Origin of the sequence: Cryobacterium sp. 10I1 (assembly GCF_035019805.1) — a bacterium.
GTDB classification, from domain to species: domain Bacteria; phylum Actinomycetota; class Actinomycetes; order Actinomycetales; family Microbacteriaceae; genus Cryobacterium; species Cryobacterium glucosi.
In genome coordinates this window covers 1-22,369 of sequence record NZ_JASJVF010000035.1, presented here as the reverse complement: position 1 = coordinate 22,369, position 22,369 = coordinate 1, and the positions used below count along the sequence as shown (strand labels likewise).

Genomic DNA, 22,369 nt, shown 5'->3' with positions numbered 1-22,369 from the left:
TCCCAGGCCGGTTCGCCCACCCGGGCGGCACGCCAGAGCAGCGGGTCGAGGGCGTCGCGCTTTCCTTCGCGGTCGGGGTCGCCGCCACGCTGGGCGAACAGGGTCAGCATCTGCTCGCGGTCGAGGTTGCTCTCGTCGCCGAGCTGCCAGGGCGCCACCCGCTCTGCGGCGGCGATATCGAAGTAGATGTCGGAGCCCGCAGCCTCCGCCGGACCTGCGGTGTCCGAGAGCTCGGCGGCATCGACGGCAACGGCGTATGCGAGGCCGTCGTCCCAGAGCTGGGCGACCGCGTCGGCGACCTCTTCGATGACCTCGGTCACGGCGACGTAGTTGTCCGGAGGGATGATGCCGAGGGCTTCCATGTCCGTGCGGAACAGGTCGACCTGGGACGCAGCGAGGTCGCGCCAGTCGACGCCGGTGGCCGTCGCCCGCTCCAGGAGCGGGTCGTCGACATCCGTCACGTTCTGTGCGTAGTGCACGCGGTAGCCGGCATCGAGCCACACCCGCTGGAGGGTGTCGAAGGCGAGGTAGGTGTTCGCGTGGCCGATATGCGTCGCGTCATACGGCGTGATCCCGCAGACGTAGAGCCGGGCGACGTCGACCGGTTCCGCGAGCACGAGTGCTTCCGTCGCCGTGTCGTACAGGTGCGGTGCTTCGGAGTTTCCGGGGAGGACGGGGATGTCGGGGTGTCGCCAGGCGCGCATTCCAGGGCCCCTAAGCCGCGATGGTGTTGGTCGCGAGCAGGGCCATCAGAGCGAAGCCGAGCACGATGCGGTAGATGACGAAGGGCAGGAAGCTGCGCTTGGAGATGTAGTTCATGAAGAATCCGATGACGAACAAGGCGACGACGAAGGCGACGACGGTCGCGACCGCGGTCTCGGCCGGGCCGAAGATCTCCGGGGTGCAGTTGGTGGCGCCCTCGAGGCAGGGGTGCGCGATGGCCTTGTACATCTCGTAGAAGCCGCTGCCGAGCACAGCCGGGATGGCGAGGAGGAATGCGTAACGGGCGGCGGCGCGGCGCTCGTAGCCCATGAACAGACCGGCCGTAATCGTTCCGCCGGAACGGGAGACGCCAGGGATCAGCGCGAGCGCCTGGGCGAAGCCGTAGATGACGCCGTGCGTGACCGTGATGTCCTTCAGGCGGCGCCGGTGGGCCCCGACCGCATCGGCGACACCGAGCAGCACGCCGAAGACGATGAGCACGGTCGCCGTGATCCACAGGTTGCGGAGGGTGGACTCGATCTGGTTCTGGAAGACCAGGCCGAGCACGATGATCGGGAGCGATCCGAAGATGATGAGCCAGCCCATCCGCGCGTCGGGATCACTGCGCGGGATCTTGCCGAACAGGGACTTGACCCAGTGCGTCACGATGCGCGAGATGTCCCGCCAGAAGAACAGCACGACGGCCGCCTCCGTGCCGATCTGGATGATCGCGGTGAACCGGGCGCCCGGGTCCCCGCCCATGCCGAGGAGTTCGCCGACGATGCGGATGTGGGCGCTGGACGAAACCGGGAGGAACTCGGTCAGACCCTGCACGAGTCCCAGGATGATGGCGTTGAGGAAGTTCACCGGAGCTCGCTTTGCTAGTAGGTCGACAACAGGTCGGTAAGGACCCGCCTGCCAAAGACTAGCGCGTCGAGCGGAACCCGCTCGTCGACCCCGTGGAACATTCCGGGGAAGTCCAGCTCAGCCGGAAGGCGCAGCGGGGCGAACCCGTACCCGCGGATTCCAAGCTTGGACAGGGCTTTGTTGTCGGTGCCCGCTGACAGGAGATAGGGAAGCACGGGGGCGCCCGGGTCGTGCCGGTGCAGGCTGCCGACCACGGCGTCGACGAGCGGGCCGCCGAAGTCGGTCTCTAGGCCGATGTCGCGGTGCATCACGACGATCTCGATGTCCGGGCCGACGAGGCTCGCAACTTCGGCGAGCACCGCGTCCTCCTCGCCGGGCAGAGTGCGGATGTCGATGAGCGCCTCGGCGAGGTCGGGGATCACGTTGTGCTTGTACCCGGCCTTGAGCAGCGTCGGGTTGGTCGTGGTGCGGAGGCTGGCCTGGATGAACCCGGACGCTGTTCCCGTCGCGAGCGCGAGTTCGTCCGGGCCGACGCGCTGCGGATCGACGTCGAGGATCCGGGCGATCTCGGCGAGCAGCTGGGTCGTGGTGTCGGTCAGCCGGATCGGCCACTCCCGGCGGCCGATCGCCGCGACGGCCGTTGCGAGCTTGGTGACGGCGTTGTTCCGGATGAGCCTCGAGCCGTGGGCGGCGTCGCCGCGGGCGACGAGCTTGATCCAGATCAGGGCCTTCTCCCCCGTCTGCAGCAGGTAGGCGCGCTGGCCGCCGAGCGTGATCGAGTACCCGCCGACCTCGCTGATCGCCTCGGTGGCGCCTGCGAAGAGCTCCGGGCGGGTGTCGACGAGGTAGTGCGAGCCGAGCACTCCCCCGGCCTCTTCGTCGGCGAAGAACGCCACGATGAGGTCACGGGCCGGTGCCTCGCCCGCGCCGAGGATGTCGCCCAGTGCCGCGAGGATCATCGCATCCATGTTCTTCATGTCGACGGCACCCCGGCCCCAGAGCAGGCCGTCCTTGATGACACCGGCGAAGGGGTCGACCGACCAGGTCTCCGGGTCGGCGGGGACGACGTCGAGGTGGCCGTGCACGACCAGGGCGCCCGCGTCGCGGTTCCGGCCGGGCACGCGCACGACGACACTCGTGCGCCCCGGCTCCGAGTCGAAGAGCTCCGGCGCGAGGCCGAGGCCCCTGAGGTGCTCGGCGACGTACTCCGCGGCATCCGTTTCACCGTTGGAACGGCCCTCGCCGTAGTTCGTGGTGTCGAACCGGATCAGGTCGCGGGCGAGTTCCGCGGTCAGATCGAGGGGTGTTGCCGGATCGGTGTCGTCTGCCCAGGAAGCCATGACTTCACGCTATCGGTTGTCGCTGCGGGGAGCTGTCCCGGGGGTTCACGGACTGTCATGTGCGGGTGTGCGGTCGGGTTGTGCGGGAAGGCCTCGAAATCCGTGCTAGATTATTGACTCGTCAGCCGGTCACCGGCTGGCCAGCACCAGCCCGGGTGGCGGAATGGCAGACGCGCTAGCTTGAGGTGCTAGTGCCCTTATGGGCGTGGGGGTTCAAGTCCCCCCTCGGGCACAGAATGAAGATCCGGTAGTCCAGGTTCTTCGCTGTGAGAAGAAATAGGTCGAGACATCCAACGGATGTCCGGCCTATTTCTTTGCCCGGATCGGATACTCAGCGCTCCTTGCGATATGTGCAGCCTGCAGTTTGCTGACAGTGGCCCAAGGATTCGTTCCGATACGTTCCTGATCGTGCCGCCCGAGTCCTGAAGAACGGCTGACGTGCCTGCCCACCCGCTGTGCCCCGGGAACGGGAATGGTCGCGCCATGCGGCGGTCATTGGACGGTGGCAGTGAGCCTGCTGAGGTTGTCCAGGACCTGCGTGCCAAGCGGACGTTGCAGCCACTCGTCGAGCAGAACCTCCCGGGAGTGGCTCCGGTAGTCGTCCTGAATCCTGCGCAGCGCGTCGACGAAACGTCTCCCCCGGACCAGCAGCGAGATTTCGAAGTTGAGGCTGAACGAGCGCATGTCCATATTGCTCGACCCGATCACCGCGACTTCATCGTCGACGGTGAAATGCTTGGCATGCAGGACGACCGGTTTCTCGTACAGGAAGATGCGCACTCCCGCCCGCAACAGGGTCTCGTAGTACGAGCGTTGTGCGTGGCATACGAGGGCCTGGTCGGCGACTTCGCAGGCGTACAGGTGCACCGTTACTCCCCGTTCCGCGGCCGTCGTGATCGCGTAGAGCATGGAGTCGTCGGGGACGAAGTAGGGGCTGGCGATGACGAGTCGTTCCTGGGCCGAGTAGAGCAGGGCGTTGAAGACCCGCAGGTTGTTCTCGCCTTCGAACCCGGGCCCACTCGGAACGACCTGGCAGTCGAGGGTGTCCTCGGTGGTCACGGAATAGATCGGGTCTGCCTCACGGGTGAGGAGATCTTCCGTCTCGGAGTACCAGTCGGTGATGAAGATCGCGTTGACGCCCGCGACGACGGGGCCTTCCAGTCGCACCATCAGATCCTTCCACCGCAGGTTCCGTTTGATGTTTCCCCTGGTGTTGTAGCTGGGGTCGACCATGTTCTGCGAGCCCATGAATCCGACGATTCCGTCGATCACGAGCACCTTGCGGTGGTTTCGCAGGTCCGGGCGCCGCCATTGCGTTCTGAAAGGATGGAAGGGGAGCATTTCGTGGGAATCGATGCCGACGTTCCTCAGCCAACGGCGGGTCGCCCGGCCCTGCGGGCTCCGGATCGTCGAGATGTGGTCGTACAGAACCCTGACGATCACACCCCGTTCATGGGCTGCGAGGAGGGCGTCGAAAAACGGCATCGTCGTCCGGTCTCGGCTGAGAATGTAGAACTCCACGTGCACGTACCGTTCGGCCCGCATCACTTCCTCGGTCATCGCGGCGATCGACTCCTCGTAGTCGGGCAGAAGCACAGCGTCGTTTCCGCCGACGAGCGGCATGGCGCCCAACGTGTGGTTCAGTTCGACGACGGATTCGAACCATTGGGGCCAGGTCTCCGTCTTGGAGACCTGGTCGAGGCCGGCGGTCGTACCGAGGATGTAGTCGTTGATGTCCTGTTGCTTCTCGCGCCGTGCCCTCGGGAGCCTGCTGCTGCCGAAGAGGCTGAAGAGCACCGCTCCCGGGATCGGCGCAATGAAGATCGCCATCAGCCAGGCCATCGCCGCCGTGGGACGGCGGTTCGGCGGAATCCTGATGACCGCCCCGACGCGGATGGCCATCTCGAGGAAGAGGACCGCGATCGGCAGGGCCTTGGGCAGTTTTCGCAGGTTCACTCTGGAAGTCCGATCTGACGTGCGGCCGCGCGGATTCACGTGTCCCCACCTTAGTTGGGCCGCCGGTACCCCGGGAGGTAAGCTCGCCTTCACCCACGATCACCGCATGAGCATGGTGACCGGTCGGTGCCCATCAAACGATCCTTTGGCTGGAGTCATGGCCGGTAGTTCAACCGAACGCTCGGATGCAGCGCCCGGCGCGCGTCCTGAACGTGCGGCAACGTCGGGTGCACGCCGCGTCTCCCGCCGGTGGCCGCTGATCAGTGGCCTCGCAGCCGTCGCCCTGGCGTGTGCGCTGGGCGCTCTGATCGCAACGCGTGATCATGGGCTGCCGTTGCCCATCGATGTGGAATGGATGCGGGAACTGGTTGAGAATCGCGAACCCCTCTGGCAGGTCCTTGCACTGACGATGGACTTCCTCGGAGGAGGCGTGGTGGCGACCCTCGTCGTGCCGGCCCTCGTCGCCGTCGCGCTGCTTGTGGCACGACGTCCCTGGGCGGCGGCTTACTACCTGGTCGCGACCATCGTCACCGGAGCAGCCGTCCAACTCCTGAAACAATTCTTCGGGCGCGCACGCCCGGAAAATTTCCTGACGAACCTCGATTTCGGATCTTTCCCATCTGGCCACGTTGCGAATGCCGCGACGATGGCCGCAGTCATTGCGATTCTCCTGCCACGGATCTGGGTTGTGGTCGCCGGGACCGTTTACACGGCCCTCATGATGATCAGTCGCACCTATCTCGGTGCACACTGGCTCACCGATACCCTGGGCGCCCTGCTGCTCGGAATCGGCGTCGCGATTGTCACGTGGGCGCCGCTCGCCGCCAAGCTCGACGGTGAACGCGCGCTCGCCAAGGAACGCAGGTCACGATCAGCGAAAGGAATTGCCCCGTGAATCCTCCCCGCACCAACGGCCAGCGGCCTTCCCTGCACGGCATGCGCACCAGATTCATCGCAGAGGAACGCGTGCTGGAGCCCGCCTCTCGCCGGCGATTCTATGTGACGTCGATTGTTCTGGTCGGCTTCGGCGTCGTCTGTTTCACGGCAATCCTCGCCTCCGTCCTGCAGCACAACGGACTCACCGTGGTGGACGCGCCTGTGCAGGACTGGCTCTTCGGTATGCGCTCGCCAACCCTGACCGCGATCATGATCGGACTGGCGATCGTTTTCGGGCCCGTCGCACTTCCCATCCTTCTTCTCGTCGTGTGCGTGGTCTGGGGCATCATAGGTAAGCACGGCCGACGTCCACTCATCCTGGCATCGGCCATGTTGGTCGGAGTCCTCTTGGGGCAGGTGATCGGACATGCGGTGGACCGCCATCGACCGCCGACCGATCTCATGCTCTTCGGCCCCGATCCCTCCTTCTCCTTCCCGTCCGGACACGTCCTGGGCGCATCAGACTTCGTGCTGTTGACCGCGTACCTCGTGTTCTCACGTCGTCGAAGCATCCGTGGAGCAATGGCAGGCTTCGGCTTCGCGCTCCTGTGCATCGTCGCCGCGGCGGTCAGTCGCGTTTATTTGGGCTACCACTGGGCAACGGATGTCATGGCATCCGTATCACTTTCTCTGGTCATTCTGGGCAGCGTGATCGCCTACGACACGTGGCGAAGCCTTCGGGCTTCCGGGGAGCTCCAGATCACGATCCCGCACTCTGCGGAATGACCTGAACCCGCGTGAACCTCAGATGTCAGAGCCGGGCGCGCCAGGCCCTGACGAAGCAGTACAGCCCATAGGCGATCAGACCCGCACCAAGAGCAGACAAGATAGGCCCGCCGTACGGAAGAGCGACGAGGGACCTCAGCGCCCCGTCCAGGCCGGTCGACTGGCTCGGGTCCACGGTGATGGCCGCAACCACGATGAGGACCGCCACGACGGCCAACACGATTCCCTTGGCGACGTAGCCGACGATTCCCAAAGCGAGGACAAACTTTCCAGCCGACCCGCTCGGCACCGAGATATCTGCCGTGAACTTCTGCAACGCACCCTTGCGCACGAAGTAGACCCCGATGGCCAGCACGAGAAGACCCCCGGCCAGGAGGACGATCACGCCTCCTGGCGCCGCAAGAAGCGATGCGCTGGCATCACGGGTACTGCCGGCGGAACTCGTCGCTCCCCCCTGCGCAAAGGTGAAAGCGGTCCCCGCAAGAAGGAAGTAGACAACCGCCTTGCCGACTTCAGTGACGCGCCGGGACCACTGACGTTTGGGGTCTGCGCCGCGCATCAGGAACGCTCCCAAAAGCAGCCAGAGCCCGAGGGCAGCCAGTCCCGCGACCACAACCCACAGAACGAATACTCCGCCCGGGCTCGTCGCGAGCTGCCCGAGAGCACCGGACTGATCTGCACTACCGCTTCCGGCACCAACCGCGATGGCGATGGCTATCGCGGCGATGAGGATGTGCAACAAGCCGTTGACGGCGAAGCCCAGGCGGGCAAGCATCTGCAAAGTGCGGCTGTTCTTTGCTGTGCTGGCAACGCTGGCCGCTGAGTTACTGATCACGGCCTCAGCATAGGACGACATCGGTGGTCCGGACTATCCTTCTTCCCTAACGAACTTCCCCAACGAATCAGGGAGTCCACCAGGGCCGCAGGGGCAGGCTCCCGAGGCCATCCCCGTCCGACGGCTTCACCGCAAGGACCTGGTGCAGCTGGATTCCCCCCGTCTCGAACGCGAGCCGTGAGCCGGCCATGTACAGGCCCCAGACCTTCGCGGTCTGCAGTCCGACCTCGGCGACGGCCTCATCCCAGTGCTCGACGAGGTTGGTGCACCAGTCGCGCAGGGTCAGGGCGTAGTGCTGCCGCAGGTTCTCCTCGTGAAGCACCTCCAGGCCGGTGTCCTGTGCGGCGCTGATGATGCGGCCGGAGCCGGTGAGCTCGCCGTCGGGGAAGACATACCGGTCGATGAACCCGCGGGTGGACGCTTCGGAATGGTTGTCCGGGCGGGTGATGCAGTGGTTGAGCAGGAGCCCGCCCTGGCGCAGGCGGGACTGCAGGAACTCGAAGTACGCGGGATAGTTGCGCACGCCGATGTGCTCGAGCAGCCCGATCGACGACACGGCGTCGAAGCCGGTCTCGGCGATGTCGCGGTAGTCGCCGAACCGGACTTCGGCCAGACCGGCGAGGCCTTCCTCGGCGATCGCACGCTGCGCCCAGCCGGCCTGCTGTTCCGACAGGGTCACTCCGGTGGCCCTCACGCCGCGGCGGGCCGCGTAACGCACCATGCCGCCCCAGCCGCAGCCGACGTCGAGCAGCCGGTCGCCCGGCTTCAGCCGCAGCTTCTCGAACACCAGCCGGTACTTGTTCTCCTGAGCCTCGTCGAGGGAGGCGTCCGGGCGCGGGTAGCACGCGCACGTGTAGGTCATCGACGGCCCGAGCACCCACTCGTAGAAGGTGTTCGACACGTCGTAGTGGTGGTGGATCGCCTCGGCGTCCCTGCTCTTGCTGTGCCGTAGTCCCCCGGCGATCCGGCGCCAGCGCGGCGGTGCTTCCAGTTCCGGCGGTTTGATCGGGCGCAGGTGGCCGACTCCGATCGAGCGGATGATGGTGGCCATCACCCGGGGCGACGGCAGCGTGAAGACCAGGTCGCCGGTGAGCGCTCTGAGGAGCTCGTACGGGTCGCCGGGGTGCACCCCGTGGATCTCGAGGTCACCGGCGATGTAGGCGCGGGCCAGGCCCAGGTCGCCGCGGCCGGTCGCCAGGTAGGTCGTGCCCCGCGGCGTTCTCAGCTCCAGCCCGAGGGGTGCGTCTCGCGGGCCGGCCGAACTCCCGTCGTAGGCGGTGAACCGAAGCGGGAGCCGACCGCCGGCCAGGATCTCGAGGATCCCGGCCAGGGCGAGCTTGCCCTCTGGTTCAGGTCGCCCTGCCTGATCCGCCTCTTCCGGCGTTCGTTGCTGGAACGTGGTCATCGTCGTAACACCGCCTTTGCGTAGAGATCGAGGAGACGCGAATCGGGGTCGTATCGGTCCTTGACGCTCCGATAGACGTCTCCGCCATAGAGTCCGTCGAACTTCTCCGGAGAGTAGTACGAGTCCGAGTACAGCGACTTGTGCCCGTCGAACTCGCCGACCGCATCCTCGATCCGACGGTTCGTCTCCCCCTCGGTCGACCCCACCGGCACCGTCGACCAGAACCCGACGTTGACATACGTCTGTCGCGGCCGGATCGGGTACAGCGGCCAGCCGCCGTCGTCACGCAGCCGCAGCGGGCAGAGCCAGATCGGTTCGATCGGCACAGTGGCCAGAAACCACTCCAGGAACTCCGCACAGCGCTCGATCGGTATCTCGACGTCCTGCACGACTCGTTCCCGGCGTGGACGATTCCGCAGCCACTCGAGGCGATCCCCAATCTGGAATCGCTGTTCGTAGCGCATCAGCTTCCCGTAGAAGCTGCTGCGCCGAAGCGTTCGGGGCCAGAGCCTGCGGACGAGCGGACGCTGTGCGCCGAATGCCGCCGAGCACCAGAACCAGTCCGTGTCCCACCGCCACAGGTAGTCGTGGATCGTGAGCCGGTCGACCGTGGTGCCGGCGTCGTGCTGGATGGACCGGTAGTAGATCTTCTGCCCGGTGTAATCGCTCACCGGGCCGGACGCGGCGGTCTGGGCGCCCACGCAGAGGTAGCCTTCGTCGGCGCTGAACACCACGCCGTCGAGGTAGTCGACGCGGTCGCCGTCCAGGTCACCGGTCGCGACGATGCGGCCCATCGCCGCGACGAGGGCGGGGAGCGAGTGGAACCGCAGGTGCCGGATCTCGACGAAGGGGTCAACCTGCTCCAGCTCAATGCGCAGGCGCACCGCGTACCCGAGCGTGCCGTAGGAGTTCGGGAAAGCGCGGAAGAGGTCCTCGTGCTCAGCCGGCGACGCCGTGATGACGTCGCCCGTTCCGGTGAGGATGTCCAGCTCCAGCACCGACTCGTGCGGAAGGCCGTTGCGGAAGGACGTCGATTCGATGCCGAGGCCCGTGACCGCACCGCCGAGGGTGATCGTCTTCAGCTGTGGGACCACGAGCGGAGCCAACCCGAGCGGCAAGGTCGCGGCGAGGAGGTCCTCATAGGTGCACATGCCGGCCACGTCGGCCGTCCGCGCTTCGGTATCGACCGCGATGACGCCCGTCAATCCCGACGTGTCGAGGCCCGGGGCGTCCGACTTCGCGCGTGACCGGAACAGGTTCGAGGTGTGCTTCGCGAGCCGGACGGAGGCCGTCGGCGGGACCGCCCGATAGCTCGCGAGCAGCCGCTCGACGCCGGCGGCGTGAATGGTGTGTGCGTCGATCGAGGGAGTGGACACCCACCCAAGCTAGTCCTCGATCGCCCAGCCCGCACGCATCGCCGTTACGAGAGATCGAGACTGGACCTGGCGAAACGAGCGGAGAGGAACCGGCCGTTGATCAGGAGACCTTCGGCATCATCACGGACGGCCGCGTCGTACATCTCGGTGACGGCCGTCTCGAGAACGGTCAACTGAGCGGCCAGTGCCGTGTCAGGCGTGGTGCCGTCGGCGAAGACGTGATTGTGCGCCCACTCGGCAGGGAGCGCAAGATACGTGCGCAGAGTCTCGGGGAGATACGAGGTCGCCGTTCGCCTGGCCGTCATCTCGGCTTCCAGGTTGCCCGCCAGCCTCGGCAGTGTCTCCAGCAGCAGCCCGGTGATCCGACGGACGGCCGTCACGGCTTCCGGCGGGAGACGGGACTCCACCCGCGCCGGAAGGCTTCTCAGATCGACGTCGAGGGTCGCATCGGCAACCCGTACGTCCGACCCTGTCGACTCGATGCCGAGGGTGTGGAGTGCGTGCGCCGCCGCGGAAGCCTCGCCCGCGGCATCCCCCGCCACGGCGGCGATACGGCCGGCGAAGACGCTGAGCCATTCGCCGAGGGTCAGGGTCCGCCGTGAGATCACGACGCCGCCGGAAACCTTCTGGGCCTGGGCGAGGAACCGGGGTCCCGCGAGGTGAGTGAGGGTCAGGGTCTCACTGTTCGCCCCAAGTCGAATCTCACGGATGGACCCGGGCTTGCCGGCCAGGCGGTCTGCCAGCGAGCGGTTCCGTTCCACCGTCAGGACACTCGCGGCCACCGGTGCGGACAGCGCACGTATGGCTCCGTCGGCGAGGCCGGCCAGAAACGCCTGGGGGTCGGCCGTGGCTTGCTCGAGGGTCACCAGCGGCCACCGTCCGTCAGGGGAAGCACGAGGCTCGGAGTGGCGATGACGTGATCCTCGCGCAGTTCGCGGACCGCGCTTCCGATCGCGAAGAATTCCGTGGTGTGCCCGCCCCACCGGTGCGGCAGCGACAGGAGTTGCACTCCGACGATGCCGTCAGCCGCGAGGGTTTCGGCCTCCGTCTGCATTCTCCCCATGGCCAGTTCGCGAGCGTCGTACAGCGCCTCCGTGAATTGGGTGATCTCGACGTTCGCTCCCAGGCTGCTGAGGGCGGCTATCGTTCCCCGGTGGGCGATGTGATAGACGCAGGTTCCCATCACGAGGCCGAGCGGTGCGTAGCCCGACTGGATCAGGGTCCAGAAGTCCTGGCCGGAGAGGTCCGAGGTGAACGGAAGACCCTTGTTGTTGCGCCAGGTACCGCTCGCCGGGGCGTGGTCTGCCACGACGGCTGTTCCGATGGCCACGAATTCGGCAAGGTTGTTGCCGTAGTCCTTGAACTCGATCTCGAGCCGAACGCCCACGATGCCGTCTGCGCCCAGGGCGTCGGCCTCCGCCTCCATGCGCGTCATCGCGAGTTCCCGAGCGTGGTACATCGCGGCACTGAGCTTGTCGAGCTCCATGTTCTGGCCCCAGCGTCGCGTCTGGATCCCGACGTGGTAGACGCTCGAACCGAGCACGAGTCCCACCGGGCGGAATCCGGCTTGCCGCACCAGGAGGAACTCGTTGACGGACAGGTCGGACGTGAACAGATGCTTCTTGCCGTCGGCCAGGCGCGCCCGGGCGCTCGCCGAGAGGGAGACGCCGGAGAATGGGTCCGTCATGGGGTGGTCGTCCGTTCGCTCGTCGTGGGTGCTGGGGAGATCATCGTTCAGGCGTTCGTGGGCGTTGCGGGGAATCGCGCAGGGGCATCACGGTCAGGGGCGGAGGAACGGCCGACCGGTTCCGCGCGCGCGGCAACGCCACCAGGGTGGTGCCGACGACGACGAATTCGGCGTGCAGGTCTCGCGCATCCGAGCCGCCGCACGCGGTGTCGAACTCGGACAGCGTGGTGTCGGTCACGACGAGATCTGCCGCACCCGTGTGCGTGACCCGGCGCGCGAGCCGCTCCCTGGCTTCGCGCCGCGCCGCCTGGACCAGCCTGGTCATCCCGGTCACTTCGCCGTTGATCCAACTGGTGCGCTGCTGCTGAAGCTGCCAATCCTCATGCTTCGTCGACACGGACATCCCGAGCACGACACTGTGCGGGAGATATCCGGCCAGGAGAGCCGCGGCGCAGTCTTCTCCGCTCAGGTTGGTGTACCAGGGGTCGGCCGCGGATCCGGGAGAAGGCACGAGAGAGGAATCCGTGGAGCGCACGGCCGTACCGAGGGCGCTGAATTCCCAGGCCGTGCCCTCGACGCGGGTGCGACGGATGCGAATGTCAACGACTCCGTGCGCCCCGAGTGCCTGCGCTTCGACGCGCATCCGCTTGAGTGCGCCATACCAGCCGCGTTCGTATGCGCCGACGTAGGGGGCGAAGCTGCCCCAGGTGGACCCGCCGCCTGAGGTCGTCACGGGCGAAACCTGGCCTATCGACGATCTCCCCATCTTCGCCCCCGACGTCCACCAGGCACAACCGCTGCCCTTCCACCCGAGGTTCATGACGGCGCAGCCGAAGACTTCGCCGACGGCGGTCAGCCCGACGCTCTGGATGCTCGCCGCCGCGGCGACCGAGAGCAGCGACCCCGCTGTTCGACTGGCCTTTTGTCCAGCGATGCGGGCATGCGCAGCAGGCGGCAGTCCCCCCGTCCATTGATCCACGTGCTCATATAAGCACCCCGGACCCGGATAGCCAGGCACTTCCGCGGTCGGACACGGTTTATTTCCCGGTGACGCAGAACGCCCGGTGCGCCGGAGACTCTCTCGGGCGCACCGGGCGAATGCCGGCCGGGGTGACTACAGGGTGGCGCGCACCTGCACGACGGCGCCGTCAGGGGCGTACGGCACGGTGCGGCCTTGGATGGCCACTCCGTCGACCTCGAGGCTCGCGCGCGACCCCTCCCTGCCCGAGTTGGCAACGGTGATGACGTAGGTCGCACCGCGGGCCCGGCGAGTGACGGTGAATTCAGCGACGTCCGGTCCGAGCTGCGGGTCGACGACGAGGCCGTCGTAGTCGGTGCGCACGCCCAGGAGGTACTGGGAGACCGTCACGAAGTTCCACGCGGCTGTGCCGGTGAGCCAGGAGTTCTTGGCCTCGCCGTGCCGGGAGGCCTCCTTGCCGGCGATCATCTGCGCGTACACGTACGGTTCGAGGCGGTGCACCTCGGAGATCTCCTCACGGTAGGCCGGCGTGATCTTGCGGTAGTGGTCGAAGGCCTTGGCGCCGCGGCCGAGAACCGTCTCGCCGATGATGACCCACGGGTTGTTGTGGCAGAAGATTCCGCCGTTCTCCTTGTAGCCCGGCGGGTACGTCGAGACCTCGCCGAGTTCGATGCGGTAGCTCTTGTACGCCGGGTATTGCAGTACGAGTCCGTGTGCGGAGCCGAGCAGGCGGTCCACGGAGTCGAGGGCTCGGAACGCGGGGCTTGTAGCGGACGGGGTTCCGTCCGCGTTGTGCTCGACGCCGACGCCGGCGAGGACCGCGAAGCCCTGCGGCTCGATCCAGATCTGGCCCTCGGTGTCTTCGTGGGTGCCGACCTTGTTGCCGTAGAAGTCGTAAGCGCGCAGGAACCACTCGCCGTCCCAGCCGTCGGAGAGCAGCACCTGGCTCATGGTCGCAGCGGCCTTGCGGGCGCGGTCGGCCTGCTGGGTGTCGCCGCCGCGCTCGGCGATGGTCGCGTACTGTCCGGCAGCGAGCACGAACTGGGCCGCGATGAATGTCGACTCCGCGACGCCGCCTGCCTGGTTCTCCGTGGTCTGGAAAGACTCGCCCGGCGTCGTCGAGAAGCAGTTCAGGTTCAGGCAGTCGTTCCAGTCGGCGCGCCCGATCAGGGGCAGGCCGTGCGGGCCGAGGTTGTTGAGGGTGAACTCGAAGGAGCGCGTGAGGTGGGTGTAGAGCGTCTGCGCGAGCGCGTCGTTGTTGTCGAACGGCACGACCTCGTCGAGGATGCTGAAGTCCCCGGTCTCCTTGAGGTAGGCATCCACCCCGATGATCAGCCAGGCCGGGTCGTCGTTGAAGCCGCTCCCGAGCTCGTTGTTGCCGCGCTTGGTGAGCGGCTGGTACTGGTGGTAGGCCGAGCCGTCCGGAAGCTGGGTGGCGGCGATGTCGAGGATGCGTTCGCGGGCGCGGTCGGGGATCAGGTGTACGAAGCCGAGCAGGTCCTGGGTCGAGTCTCGGAAGCCCATCCCGCGCCCGATTCCGGTCTCGAAGTAGGAGGCCGAGCGGGACATGTTGAATGTGACCATGCACTGGTACTGGTTCCAGATGTTGACCATCCGGTTGAGCTTGTCGTCCGGCGAGGTCACGGTGTACGCGGAGAGCAGGGTGGTCCAGTACTCCCCCAGGGCCTCGAACGCGGCATCCGCCTTCTCGGTCGTGTCGAGCCGGGCGAGAAGTTCGTGCGCCCGTGTCTTGTTGATGACCTGCTTGGCATCGTCGGCCCACTTGCCCTGGCCGTTCTCCTCCGTGTTCTCGACATAGCCGACGACGAACACGAGCTCGCGGGTCTCGCCGGGCTGCAGGGTCGAGTCGACCTGGTGCGAACCGATCGGGTACCAGCCGGACGCCATCGAGTTCTGCGCCGTGCCGGCGTTCGGGACCTTCGCCTCGGCCAGGGTCTCATAGAGCCCGACGAAGGTCTCCCTGTCGGTGTCGAACCCGGCGATCTCGGCGTTCACCGAGTACACGGCGTAGTGGTCGCGACGCTCGCGGTATTCGGTCTTGTGGTAGATCGTGCTGCCCTCGACCTCGACCTCGGCGAGGGAGAGGTTGCGCTGGTAGTTGGTCTGGTCGTCCTGGGCGTTCCAGAGGCAGAACTCGAGGTACGAGAAGAGGGAGAAGGTCTTGACGTGGTCCGAGGTGTTGGTGATCGTCACCTTCTGCACCTCGGCCGTCTCGCCGAGGGGTACGAAGTACAGGGTGGAGACGCGCAGGCCGCCGCGCTCGCCGGTGATCCGGGTGTACCCCATGCCGTGGCGGGTCTCGAAGAAGTCGAGGTCCTTCTTCATCGGCAGCCAGCTCGGCGTCCAGACGTCGCCGCCGTCGTTGATGAAGAAATATCGTCCGCCGGAGTCGGTGGGAATGTCGTTGTAGCGATACCGCGTCAGGCGACGCATCTTCGCGTCCTTATAGAACGTGTACCCGCCGGCCGTGTGAGAAATCAGGGAAAAGAAATCTTCGCTGCCCAGGTAGTTGATCCACGGGTATGGCGTGAGCGGGGTCTCGATCACGTATTCCCTGGCCTCGTCGTCGAAATGACCGAACCTCATGTGTGCACCTTTGCGATATGCGGAGGACCGGATAGCGACGGGATCCGAAAATATCGGAATCCATCGATGCACCAGACCCAAACCTGTGTGAGAGCGCTCTCATTGGCGCCCACGGCTACCCTAGCAAAGGTAGACCCCGGGGTGCCACACCGCACGCCCACCGGATGCATACCCCGCCGGCTCCACTCTGCTGTGGCACGCTGGGACCATGGATCTGGAGGTGTCACCCGCGCTCACGATTCCCGCATCGGAACTCGGCTGGCGGTTCTCGCGGTCGCCGGGGCCTGGCGGGCAGCACGTGAACACCTCGGATAGCCGCGTCGAACTGTCCTGGAGCGTCGCCCTGTCGCCGTCCCTGTCCGACGACCAGCGGGCAAGGCTCCTGGCGCGACTCGACCGGCGACTCGTCGGCGGGGTGATCACGGTCGCAGCGTCGGAGCAGCGCTCCCAGCTCCGGAACCGCGAGATCGCCCTGGCCAAGCTCGCCGAACTCGTGTCCGCGGCCCTGGCCCCGGATGCCGCTCGCCGCCGGGCGACCAAACCGACCAGGGGTTCGAACCGTCGGCGCCTCGCGGCCAAGGAACAGCGTTCGGCGACGAAACAGCAGCGCCGGAGGCCGTCGGAGGACTAGCGCCGGCCAGCGGGAGGTCCCGTACGCTGGTCGGATGAAGCCGATCCGTCCCGCCGTGCCCGCCGATGTTCCCGAGATCCTTCGGCTGGTCGTCGAACTCGCCGAATACGAACGCGAACCCGACGCGGTCGCGGCGACGGAGGAGGGATTCCTCGCCGCCCTCTTCGGCGACGAGCCCGCGGTCCACGCGTTCGTCATCGACGGCGAGGAGGCCGGTACCCTGGCCGGGATGGCCGTGTGGTTCCTGACCTTCTCGACCTGGGAGGGCGTGCACGGCATCCATCTCGAGGACCTGTACGTACGGCCGGCCCACCGGGGCGGCGGGTATGGAACCGCACTCCTCACCAGCCTCGCGGCACTGTGCGTCGAGCGCGGGTACGCGCGCCTGGAATGGGATGTCCTCGACTGGAACGCGCCCGCGATCGGCTTCTACGAGTCTCTCGCCGCCCGGCCCCTCGACGGCTGGACGACGTACCGTCTCGACGGCGCAGCGTTGCGGCGCGCCTGAGCCCGCGCATCCGCTTCACCGGCCCGGTCCCGGACGTCGACTAGACTCGGTCCAGACTTCCGGTCGCTGATAACTTCAGCGAACGGACGAGCGCTGGTTGAGACAGTGCAGGAAGGCCCCCGGATTCGTCCGGGGGCCTTCTCTTTTGCCTCGGCTCGGACTTCTTATTCTGGAATGGGAATGCGGAACCGTCGGCGCCGATTACATCCCTCGTACCGAAATGACGACGGAGGCCGCATGAGCACGACTGAAGTAGGTTTCCGATCCGCGCGCGGCCCGATCCTGATCGCCCTGATGCTGACGACGGGGCTCGTGGCGATCGACGCGACGATCCTCGCCACAGCGGTGCCGACGATCGTCGGCGACCTCGGCGGATTCGCCCAGTTTCCGTGGCTGTTCTCGATCTACCTGCTCGCGCAGGCCGTCTCCGTGCCGGTCTACGCGAAACTCTCGGACACGCTCGGCCGGAAACCGATCGTGATGATCGGCATCGGACTGTTCCTTCTCGGGTCCGTGCTCTGCGGCCTGGCCTGGAGCATGCCTGCGCTGATCGCATTCCGGGCGATCCAGGGCCTCGGCGCCGGCGCCGTGCAGCCGATGGCGATCACGATCGCCGGGGACATCTACACCGTCGTCGAACGGGCCAAGGTGCAGGGCTACCTCGCAAGCGTCTGGGCGATCTCCTCGGTGGTGGGACCGAGCCTCGGCGGGATCTTCTCGCAGTTCCTGTCCTGGCGCTGGATCTTCTTCGTGAACATCCCGCTGTGCCTCATCGCTGCCTGGATGCTGCAACGCACCTTCCACGAGACCGTGACGGCCCGCCGGCACCGCGTCGACTACCTCGGCGCCGTCCTCCTGACGACGGCACTCACTCTTCTGATCCTCGCGGTCCTCGAGGGTGGTCAGGCCTGGGCCTGGGATTCCGTGCCGAGCATCGCGGCCTTCGCGACCGGGGCCGTGCTCCTCGTCCTGTTCGGGTTGGCGGAGCGTCGTGCCGCAGAACCGGTGCTGCCGCTCTGGGCGTTCAGCAGGCGCCTGCTGCTCAGTACCGCGTTGATCTCGGTCGGCGTCGGCGCGATCCTGATCGGGCTGACCTCCTTCGTTCCGACCTACCTCGAAGGCGTGCTCGGCACGCCGCCGCTCGTCGCCGGACTCGCTCTCGCCGCCCTCACGGTCGGCTGGCCCATCTCCGCGGCGCTGTCCGGCCGGTTCTACCTCAGGATCGGCTTCCGGAACACAGCGCTGATCGGCGTGTCCATCGTCCTGTTCGGCGCCCTGCTCCTTGCGGGGACGGCCGGCACTCCGATGGTGGTGGTGACCGCGCTGAGCTGCTTCGTCGTGGGCCTCGGCCTCGGCCTCGTCGCGACACCCACGCTCATCGCGGCGCAGTCGAGCGTCGAATGGGACGAGCGCGGTGTCGTGACCGGCGCGAACCTGTTCTCCCGGTCCATCGGCAGTGCCGTCGGTGTCGCGATCTTCGGCGCAGTGGCGAACGGGATCATCGGCTCGTCGGCATCGGGCGTGCGGGATGCCGCGAGCGTTCAGGCGGCATCCGTCGCCGTCTTCGTCGCGGTCGCCATCACCGCCGCGCTGACCGTGGTCGCCGCGGTGTCGATGCCCCGGCGCGCCCGGGCCTGAGGCCGATCCGGTCAGGGGGTCTCGTCGACGATTCCGATGAAGCGGGTGCCGACACCGTCGACCTCTGTACGGCTGAGACCGGCGGCAGGCTCCGGCAGTTCGTCTGCGCCATGGTCGTCACACGTGAGGTACGTGAAGGCCGGCCACCACTTCTTCGGGCGGGCCGCCTCCGAGAAACCGCAGACGTCGCAGCGGAGCTCGACCCAGACCGGTTTCTTGCCCGTGCGGTTGGCCCGCGACTGCACCAGCCAGTCCGGCGGGTTGTTCTCAATCTCGGCCAGTTCCGCTTCGGTCAGGCGCGAGGGAAGGTCGTGTCGCTGCGCCATCTCGAGCGGAATATCCAGTCGCAAGGCGGCCATTCGTCTCGTAATCATCGTGTTCAAGGATAATCGCCGCCGGCCGGGTCTGGTCCGCCGACATCACCCGGGACGGTACCCCGGACGACATCCCCGACACCACCGCGGTATCCGGCGTCAATTCGGTGCTGAGGAACGTGCCAGCAGGCCTTTCGTGCGCGTAGGCTGATCCCTGCACTACGCGACCTCCAGACCAGTAAGGGCCCCTCGTATGCCTCACTCCTCGACGGAGGCCGGCTCCACCGCGGTTCCCCGACCCGTCACCACCCGGCGGGACCGTCTTTCGCACTGGCTCCTTCAGGACAGTGAGCGCCCGCACCAGGGTCCGCACGCCCGCACAGCGGAGAAGACGCACAGCTGGTGGCGCGTCATGTGCCTCACCGGCGTCGACTACTTCTCCACGCTCGGCTACCAGCCGGCCATCGCCGCGCTCGCGGCCGGCCTGCTCTCCCCCTTTGCAACGATCGTCCTCGTCCTGCTGACCCTGCTCGGCGCGCTCCCCGTGTATCGCAGGGTCGCCCGCGAGAGCTTCAACGGCTCCGGGTCCATCCACATGCTCGAACACCTCCTGCCCTGGTGGGCGGGCAAGCTCTTCGTCCTGGCCCTGCTCGGCTTTGCGGCCACCGACTTCATGATCACGATCACCCTCTCCGCGGCGGATGCCACGGCACACGCCATCGAGAATCCCTTCGCCCCCGAATGGTTCCACGGCAACGAGATCGGCATCACCCTCGCCCTGATCTCGCTCCTCGCGATCGTGTTCCTCAAGGGTTTCAAGGAAGCGATCGGCATCGCCGTCGTGCTCGTCGGCATCTACCTCGCGCTCAACCTCGTGGTCGTGTTCGTCTCCCTGGCGCAGATCGCGAGCCGGCCGGTGATGATCACCGACTGGTGGAGCGCGCTCAACGCCCAGCACGGTGATCCGCTGATCATGGTCGGGATCGCCCTCATCGTCTTCCCGAAGCTCGCCCTCGGCCTCTCCGGCTTCGAGACCGGCGTCGCCGTGATGCCGCAGATCACCGGCGACCCGACGGACACACCCGAGCATCCCGCAGGGCGCATCCGCGGCGCCGGCCGCCTGCTGACGACGGCCGCCGTGATCATGAGCGGCTTCCTGATCCTGACGAGCTTCATGACGACGTTCCTGATCCCCCAGGCCGAATTCCAGCCGGGCGGGCAGGCCAATGGGCGCGCGCTCGCGTACCTCGCACACGAGTTCCTCGGCCCGGTGTTCGGAACCGTGTACGACGTCAGCACGATCTGCATCCTCTGGTTCGCCGGGGCGTCCGCCATGGCCGGACTCCTCAACCTCGTGCCCCGGTACCTGCCGCGCTACGGCATGGCACCGCAGTGGGCTCGCGCCGTGCGGCCGCTCGTTCTCGTCTTCACCGCGATCGCGTTCATCATCACCGTCGTCTTCCAGGCCAGCGTCGACGCCCAGGGCGGCGCATACGCGACAGGCGTTCTCGTGCTGATCACGTCGGCGTCCGCCGCTGTGACCCTATCCGCCCGCAGGCAGGGCCAGCGCAAGCGGACGATCGGCTTCGGAGCCATTTCCCTCGTCTTCGCGTACACGACCGTCCTCAACGTCATCGAACGCCCGGACGGCCTGCGCATCGCCGGGCTGTTCATCGCCGGGATCCTGCTCATCTCGCTGATCTCCCGGGTACGCCGGTCCTTCCAGCTTCGGGCGACATCCGTGGCCCTCGACGAGAGGGCCCTCGCTTTCGTGAAAGCGGATGCCGCCGACGGCGCAGTCCGGGTCATCGCGAACGAACCGGACGACGGCAGCGAACACGAGTACCGGCACAAGGACCGCGACGAGCGCCGGTACTCGCACATTCCCCGCGACTCGCAGACCATCTTCCTCGAGGTGCACGGCACCGACTCCTCCGAGTTCGAGGAGGACCTCCTCGTTCGCGGCGTCGTCAAGCACGGCTACCGGGTCCTCGAGGTCTACAGCGGCAACATCCCCAACACCCTGGCTTCCGTGCTCCTCGAAATTCGCGACGTGACCGGCATCGTCCCCACGATCTACTTCGAGTGGACAGAGGGCAGCCCGATCTCCAACATGGCCAGGTTCCTGTTCTTCGGAAACGGCGAGGTCGCCCCGGTGACCCGCGAGGTGCTCCGCGTCGCCGAGCGCGACGTCAAGCGACGTCCGGCGGTGCACGTCAGCTGACCGCTGCCCAGGCCTCGCTCCGTACCGGGAGGGCAGGACACGGGTATGGTCTGCTGCATGAACGCGAGCGCAATGCCGCCGGAACGTCCACCGGTCCAGCCCCGAACGCCGGTGCCACCCCAGCCGGCCGTGCCCCCGCAGCCGGATCGGCGCCGCGGAGGGCGGGCAGGCCTCATCGTCGCCGTCGTTGTGCTCGGCGTCGTCATCCTGGCCGGGGCCGCACTGCTCATCCTTCTTCTGACCGGCGGCGCGGTCGGCACGCCCGTCCATCTCGCAGCGGATGCCGAGGCCGGGTCGAGCGTGGCTGTCCGGGTTCCGAACTCCGCCATCCGCTTCGAACCCAGCCCCGATTCGCAGGTGCACGTGCGGGCAGACGGCAGTTCGCTCGGCGCCACGCCGACGCTGGCGATCACAACGGCGAACGGCGTGACCGAGGTCACCGGCGGGTGCCCGAGCCAGTGGCTCGGCTTCTGCTCCCTGAACATGACGGTGGCCCTCCCTGCTGCACTCTCCCTCACCGCGGACGGGGTGAACGGGCAGATCGAGGCGTCGGCACTCACCGGCGCGCTGAGGCTGACGACCACGAACGGAGCCGTCGAGACGACGGGTACGCTCGGCCGGGTGGAGGTCCACACCACCAACGGCGCGATCAGGGTGCGCGATGCCGGTTCCCGCCGCGTGGTCGCCACGACCACGAACGGAGCCGTCGAGGTCGATTTCCGGGATGCCCCTGAGGCCGTCGAGGCCCGCAGCACCAACGGTTCGATCACGGTGCGCATGCCGGCAGCCGGACTCTCCTACCTCGTCGACGCGCGGACGACGAACGGGAACGTCGACACAGGCTCCGTCCCGAGCGATCCCTCCGCACGGCGCACGATCATCGCCCAGACCACCAACGGTGATGTGCGCGTCACGACCGGCTGACGCCCGTCGACGGGCGGCCTCGCACCGGGCGGGCCGTGCACCGGGCGGGCCATGCACCGAGCGGCCCATGAAACAATGGAGCCATGCCAGACAGCCTCCCTCCCCTCGGCCTCCTCCTCGACGTCGACGGGCCGATCGCCAGTCCGGTCACCCGAACGATCCGGCGCGACAGCATCATCGCCGACCTGATCACGCTCGCGGCCGCGAACGTGCCGATCGCCTTCATCACCGGCCGGTCGGCGCTCTTCATTCGCGAGCAGGTCATTACGCCCCTCCTCGCGGCCGGCCTCCCGGAGACCATGCGCATGTACGGTGTCTGCGAGAAGGGCGCCGTCTGGTTCCCGATCACCGCAGCGGGAATGGGCGACGTTGTCGTCGACCCGAGCGTCGCACTGCCTGCGGCCGCCGTCGACGCGATCCGTTCGCTCGTGCACGACCGTTTCGCCGACACCATGTTCTTCGATGAGACCAAGCAGGCCATGGTCTCGGTCGAACAACGCACGGATGCCGCAGACTCCGACTACGCGGCGGCCGCTGCCGACTTCAACGAGGCCTCATTCGCGATCCTCACGGGCCTCGGGCTCGGGGTCCGCTTCGGTGACCGGGTCTCCCCGGACGCGTCGGGTGCTGTGCCGTTCCGGATCGATCCCACGATCATCTCGACGGACATCGAATCCGTCACCCTCGACAAAGACCACGGCGCCGATCGCGCCC

Annotated in this window: 19 protein-coding genes, 1 tRNA gene and 1 pseudogene; 9 read left to right on the top strand and 12 right to left on the bottom strand. The window is 67.0% G+C overall.

From position 1 onward, the window contains the following. The 3 genes and pseudogenes from QN345_RS05540 to QN345_RS05530 all read right to left on the bottom strand — a co-directional run. Positions 1 to 704, bottom strand: a pseudogene (locus tag QN345_RS05540) (cysteine--1-D-myo-inosityl 2-amino-2-deoxy-alpha-D-glucopyranoside ligase); the annotation flags it as partial. 10 nt (positions 705 to 714) lie between these two features. Further along, on the bottom strand, positions 715 to 1,569 hold the full coding sequence (locus QN345_RS05535; RefSeq protein ID WP_134446571.1) for an undecaprenyl-diphosphate phosphatase: 855 nt from the start codon (positions 1,567 to 1,569) through the stop codon (positions 715 to 717). 14 nt (positions 1,570 to 1,583) lie between these two features. Continuing rightward, the gene (locus QN345_RS05530) at positions 1,584 to 2,909 is read right to left on the bottom strand and encodes a M20/M25/M40 family metallo-hydrolase (RefSeq protein WP_134446572.1); all 1,326 of its coding nucleotides are present in this window, start codon (positions 2,907 to 2,909) and stop codon (positions 1,584 to 1,586) included. A 149-nt stretch (positions 2,910 to 3,058) separates the two neighbouring features. On the opposite strand from QN345_RS05530, the gene QN345_RS05525 reads away from it, so the two are divergent. Next, positions 3,059 to 3,141, top strand: a tRNA-Leu gene (locus QN345_RS05525). A 260-nt stretch (positions 3,142 to 3,401) separates the two neighbouring features. Here QN345_RS05525 and cls read toward each other — a convergent pair. Then, entirely contained in the window at positions 3,402 to 4,811 is a 1,410-nt protein-coding gene (gene cls, locus QN345_RS05520) for a cardiolipin synthase (RefSeq protein ID WP_322189836.1), read from the bottom strand. Positions 4,812 to 5,220: 409 nt separating this feature from the next. Here cls and QN345_RS05515 point away from each other — a divergent pair, with 409 nt between their 5' ends. Then, on the top strand, positions 5,221 to 5,760 hold the full coding sequence (locus QN345_RS05515; protein WP_323508488.1) for a phosphatase PAP2 family protein: 540 nt from the start codon (positions 5,221 to 5,223) through the stop codon (positions 5,758 to 5,760). Continuing rightward, positions 5,757 to 6,527, top strand: a complete 771-nt coding sequence (locus tag QN345_RS05510) for a phosphatase PAP2 family protein (protein ID WP_241987330.1) — start codon at positions 5,757 to 5,759, stop codon at positions 6,525 to 6,527. The genes QN345_RS05515 and QN345_RS05510 overlap by 4 nt, the downstream gene beginning before the upstream one ends. Before the next feature lie 25 nt (positions 6,528 to 6,552). Here QN345_RS05510 and QN345_RS05505 read toward each other — a convergent pair whose 3' ends face one another. The 7 genes from QN345_RS05505 to QN345_RS05475 form a co-directional block, all read right to left on the bottom strand. Further along, positions 6,553 to 7,383 carry a DUF1206 domain-containing protein gene (locus QN345_RS05505; RefSeq protein ID WP_174774644.1) on the bottom strand — a complete coding sequence of 277 codons (831 nt, stop codon included), beginning with the start codon at positions 7,381 to 7,383 and terminating at the stop codon, positions 6,553 to 6,555. Between the two features lie 46 nt (positions 7,384 to 7,429). After that, positions 7,430 to 8,767 (bottom strand): class I SAM-dependent methyltransferase, encoded by a 1,338-nt coding sequence (locus QN345_RS05500; protein ID WP_322135826.1) that lies wholly within the window; start codon positions 8,765 to 8,767, stop codon positions 7,430 to 7,432. Next, the gene (locus tag QN345_RS05495; protein ID WP_322140811.1) at positions 8,764 to 10,143 is read right to left on the bottom strand and encodes an FAD-binding oxidoreductase; all 1,380 of its coding nucleotides are present in this window, start codon (positions 10,141 to 10,143) and stop codon (positions 8,764 to 8,766) included. Before QN345_RS05495 ends, QN345_RS05500 begins: the two co-directional genes overlap by 4 nt. A 44-nt stretch (positions 10,144 to 10,187) precedes the next feature. Continuing rightward, on the bottom strand, positions 10,188 to 11,009 hold the full coding sequence (locus QN345_RS05490) for a hypothetical protein (RefSeq protein WP_134446576.1): 822 nt from the start codon (positions 11,007 to 11,009) through the stop codon (positions 10,188 to 10,190). Beyond that, positions 11,006 to 11,830, bottom strand: a complete 825-nt coding sequence (locus QN345_RS05485; protein WP_134561113.1) for a heavy metal-binding domain-containing protein — start codon at positions 11,828 to 11,830, stop codon at positions 11,006 to 11,008. Before QN345_RS05485 ends, QN345_RS05490 begins: the two co-directional genes overlap by 4 nt. Positions 11,831 to 11,870: 40 nt before the next feature. After that, the gene (locus QN345_RS05480; RefSeq protein WP_322135823.1) at positions 11,871 to 12,809 is read right to left on the bottom strand and encodes a heavy metal-binding domain-containing protein; all 939 of its coding nucleotides are present in this window, start codon (positions 12,807 to 12,809) and stop codon (positions 11,871 to 11,873) included. 135 nt (positions 12,810 to 12,944) lie between these two features. After that, the gene (locus QN345_RS05475; RefSeq protein WP_322140812.1) at positions 12,945 to 15,416 is read right to left on the bottom strand and encodes a GH36-type glycosyl hydrolase domain-containing protein; all 2,472 of its coding nucleotides are present in this window, start codon (positions 15,414 to 15,416) and stop codon (positions 12,945 to 12,947) included. Positions 15,417 to 15,624: 208 nt separating this feature from the next. On the opposite strand from QN345_RS05475, the gene arfB reads away from it, so the two are divergent. The 3 genes from arfB (at position 15,625) to QN345_RS05460 (ending at position 18,193) form a co-directional block, all read left to right on the top strand. Then, a complete protein-coding gene (gene arfB / locus QN345_RS05470; protein ID WP_134561116.1) occupies positions 15,625 to 16,047 on the top strand; it encodes an alternative ribosome rescue aminoacyl-tRNA hydrolase ArfB in 423 nt (140 codons plus the stop codon). Between the two features lie 34 nt (positions 16,048 to 16,081). Further along, positions 16,082 to 16,555 (top strand): GNAT family N-acetyltransferase, encoded by a 474-nt coding sequence (locus QN345_RS05465; RefSeq protein ID WP_134446581.1) that lies wholly within the window; start codon positions 16,082 to 16,084, stop codon positions 16,553 to 16,555. A 237-nt stretch (positions 16,556 to 16,792) separates the two neighbouring features. Beyond that, complete coding sequence (locus QN345_RS05460; RefSeq protein ID WP_134446582.1) at positions 16,793 to 18,193, top strand: MFS transporter; 1,401 nt, start codon at positions 16,793 to 16,795, stop codon at positions 18,191 to 18,193. An 11-nt stretch (positions 18,194 to 18,204) separates the two neighbouring features. Here the strand turns inward: QN345_RS05460 and QN345_RS05455 are convergent, their stop codons facing one another. Continuing rightward, the gene (locus tag QN345_RS05455; protein WP_134446583.1) at positions 18,205 to 18,567 is read right to left on the bottom strand and encodes a hypothetical protein; all 363 of its coding nucleotides are present in this window, start codon (positions 18,565 to 18,567) and stop codon (positions 18,205 to 18,207) included. Between the two features lie 193 nt (positions 18,568 to 18,760). Between QN345_RS05455 and QN345_RS05450 the strand changes: the two genes are divergently transcribed. The 3 genes from QN345_RS05450 to QN345_RS05440 form a co-directional block, all read left to right on the top strand. Beyond that, on the top strand, positions 18,761 to 20,731 hold the full coding sequence (locus tag QN345_RS05450) for an amino acid transporter (RefSeq protein ID WP_416173106.1): 1,971 nt from the start codon (positions 18,761 to 18,763) through the stop codon (positions 20,729 to 20,731). A 57-nt stretch (positions 20,732 to 20,788) separates the two neighbouring features. Further along, on the top strand, positions 20,789 to 21,655 hold the full coding sequence (locus QN345_RS05445; RefSeq protein ID WP_166787272.1) for a DUF4097 family beta strand repeat-containing protein: 867 nt from the start codon (positions 20,789 to 20,791) through the stop codon (positions 21,653 to 21,655). Between the two features lie 83 nt (positions 21,656 to 21,738). After that, positions 21,739 to 22,369 (top strand): hypothetical protein (locus QN345_RS05440; protein WP_323508487.1); only part of this gene is annotated, 631 nt, incomplete at its 3' end.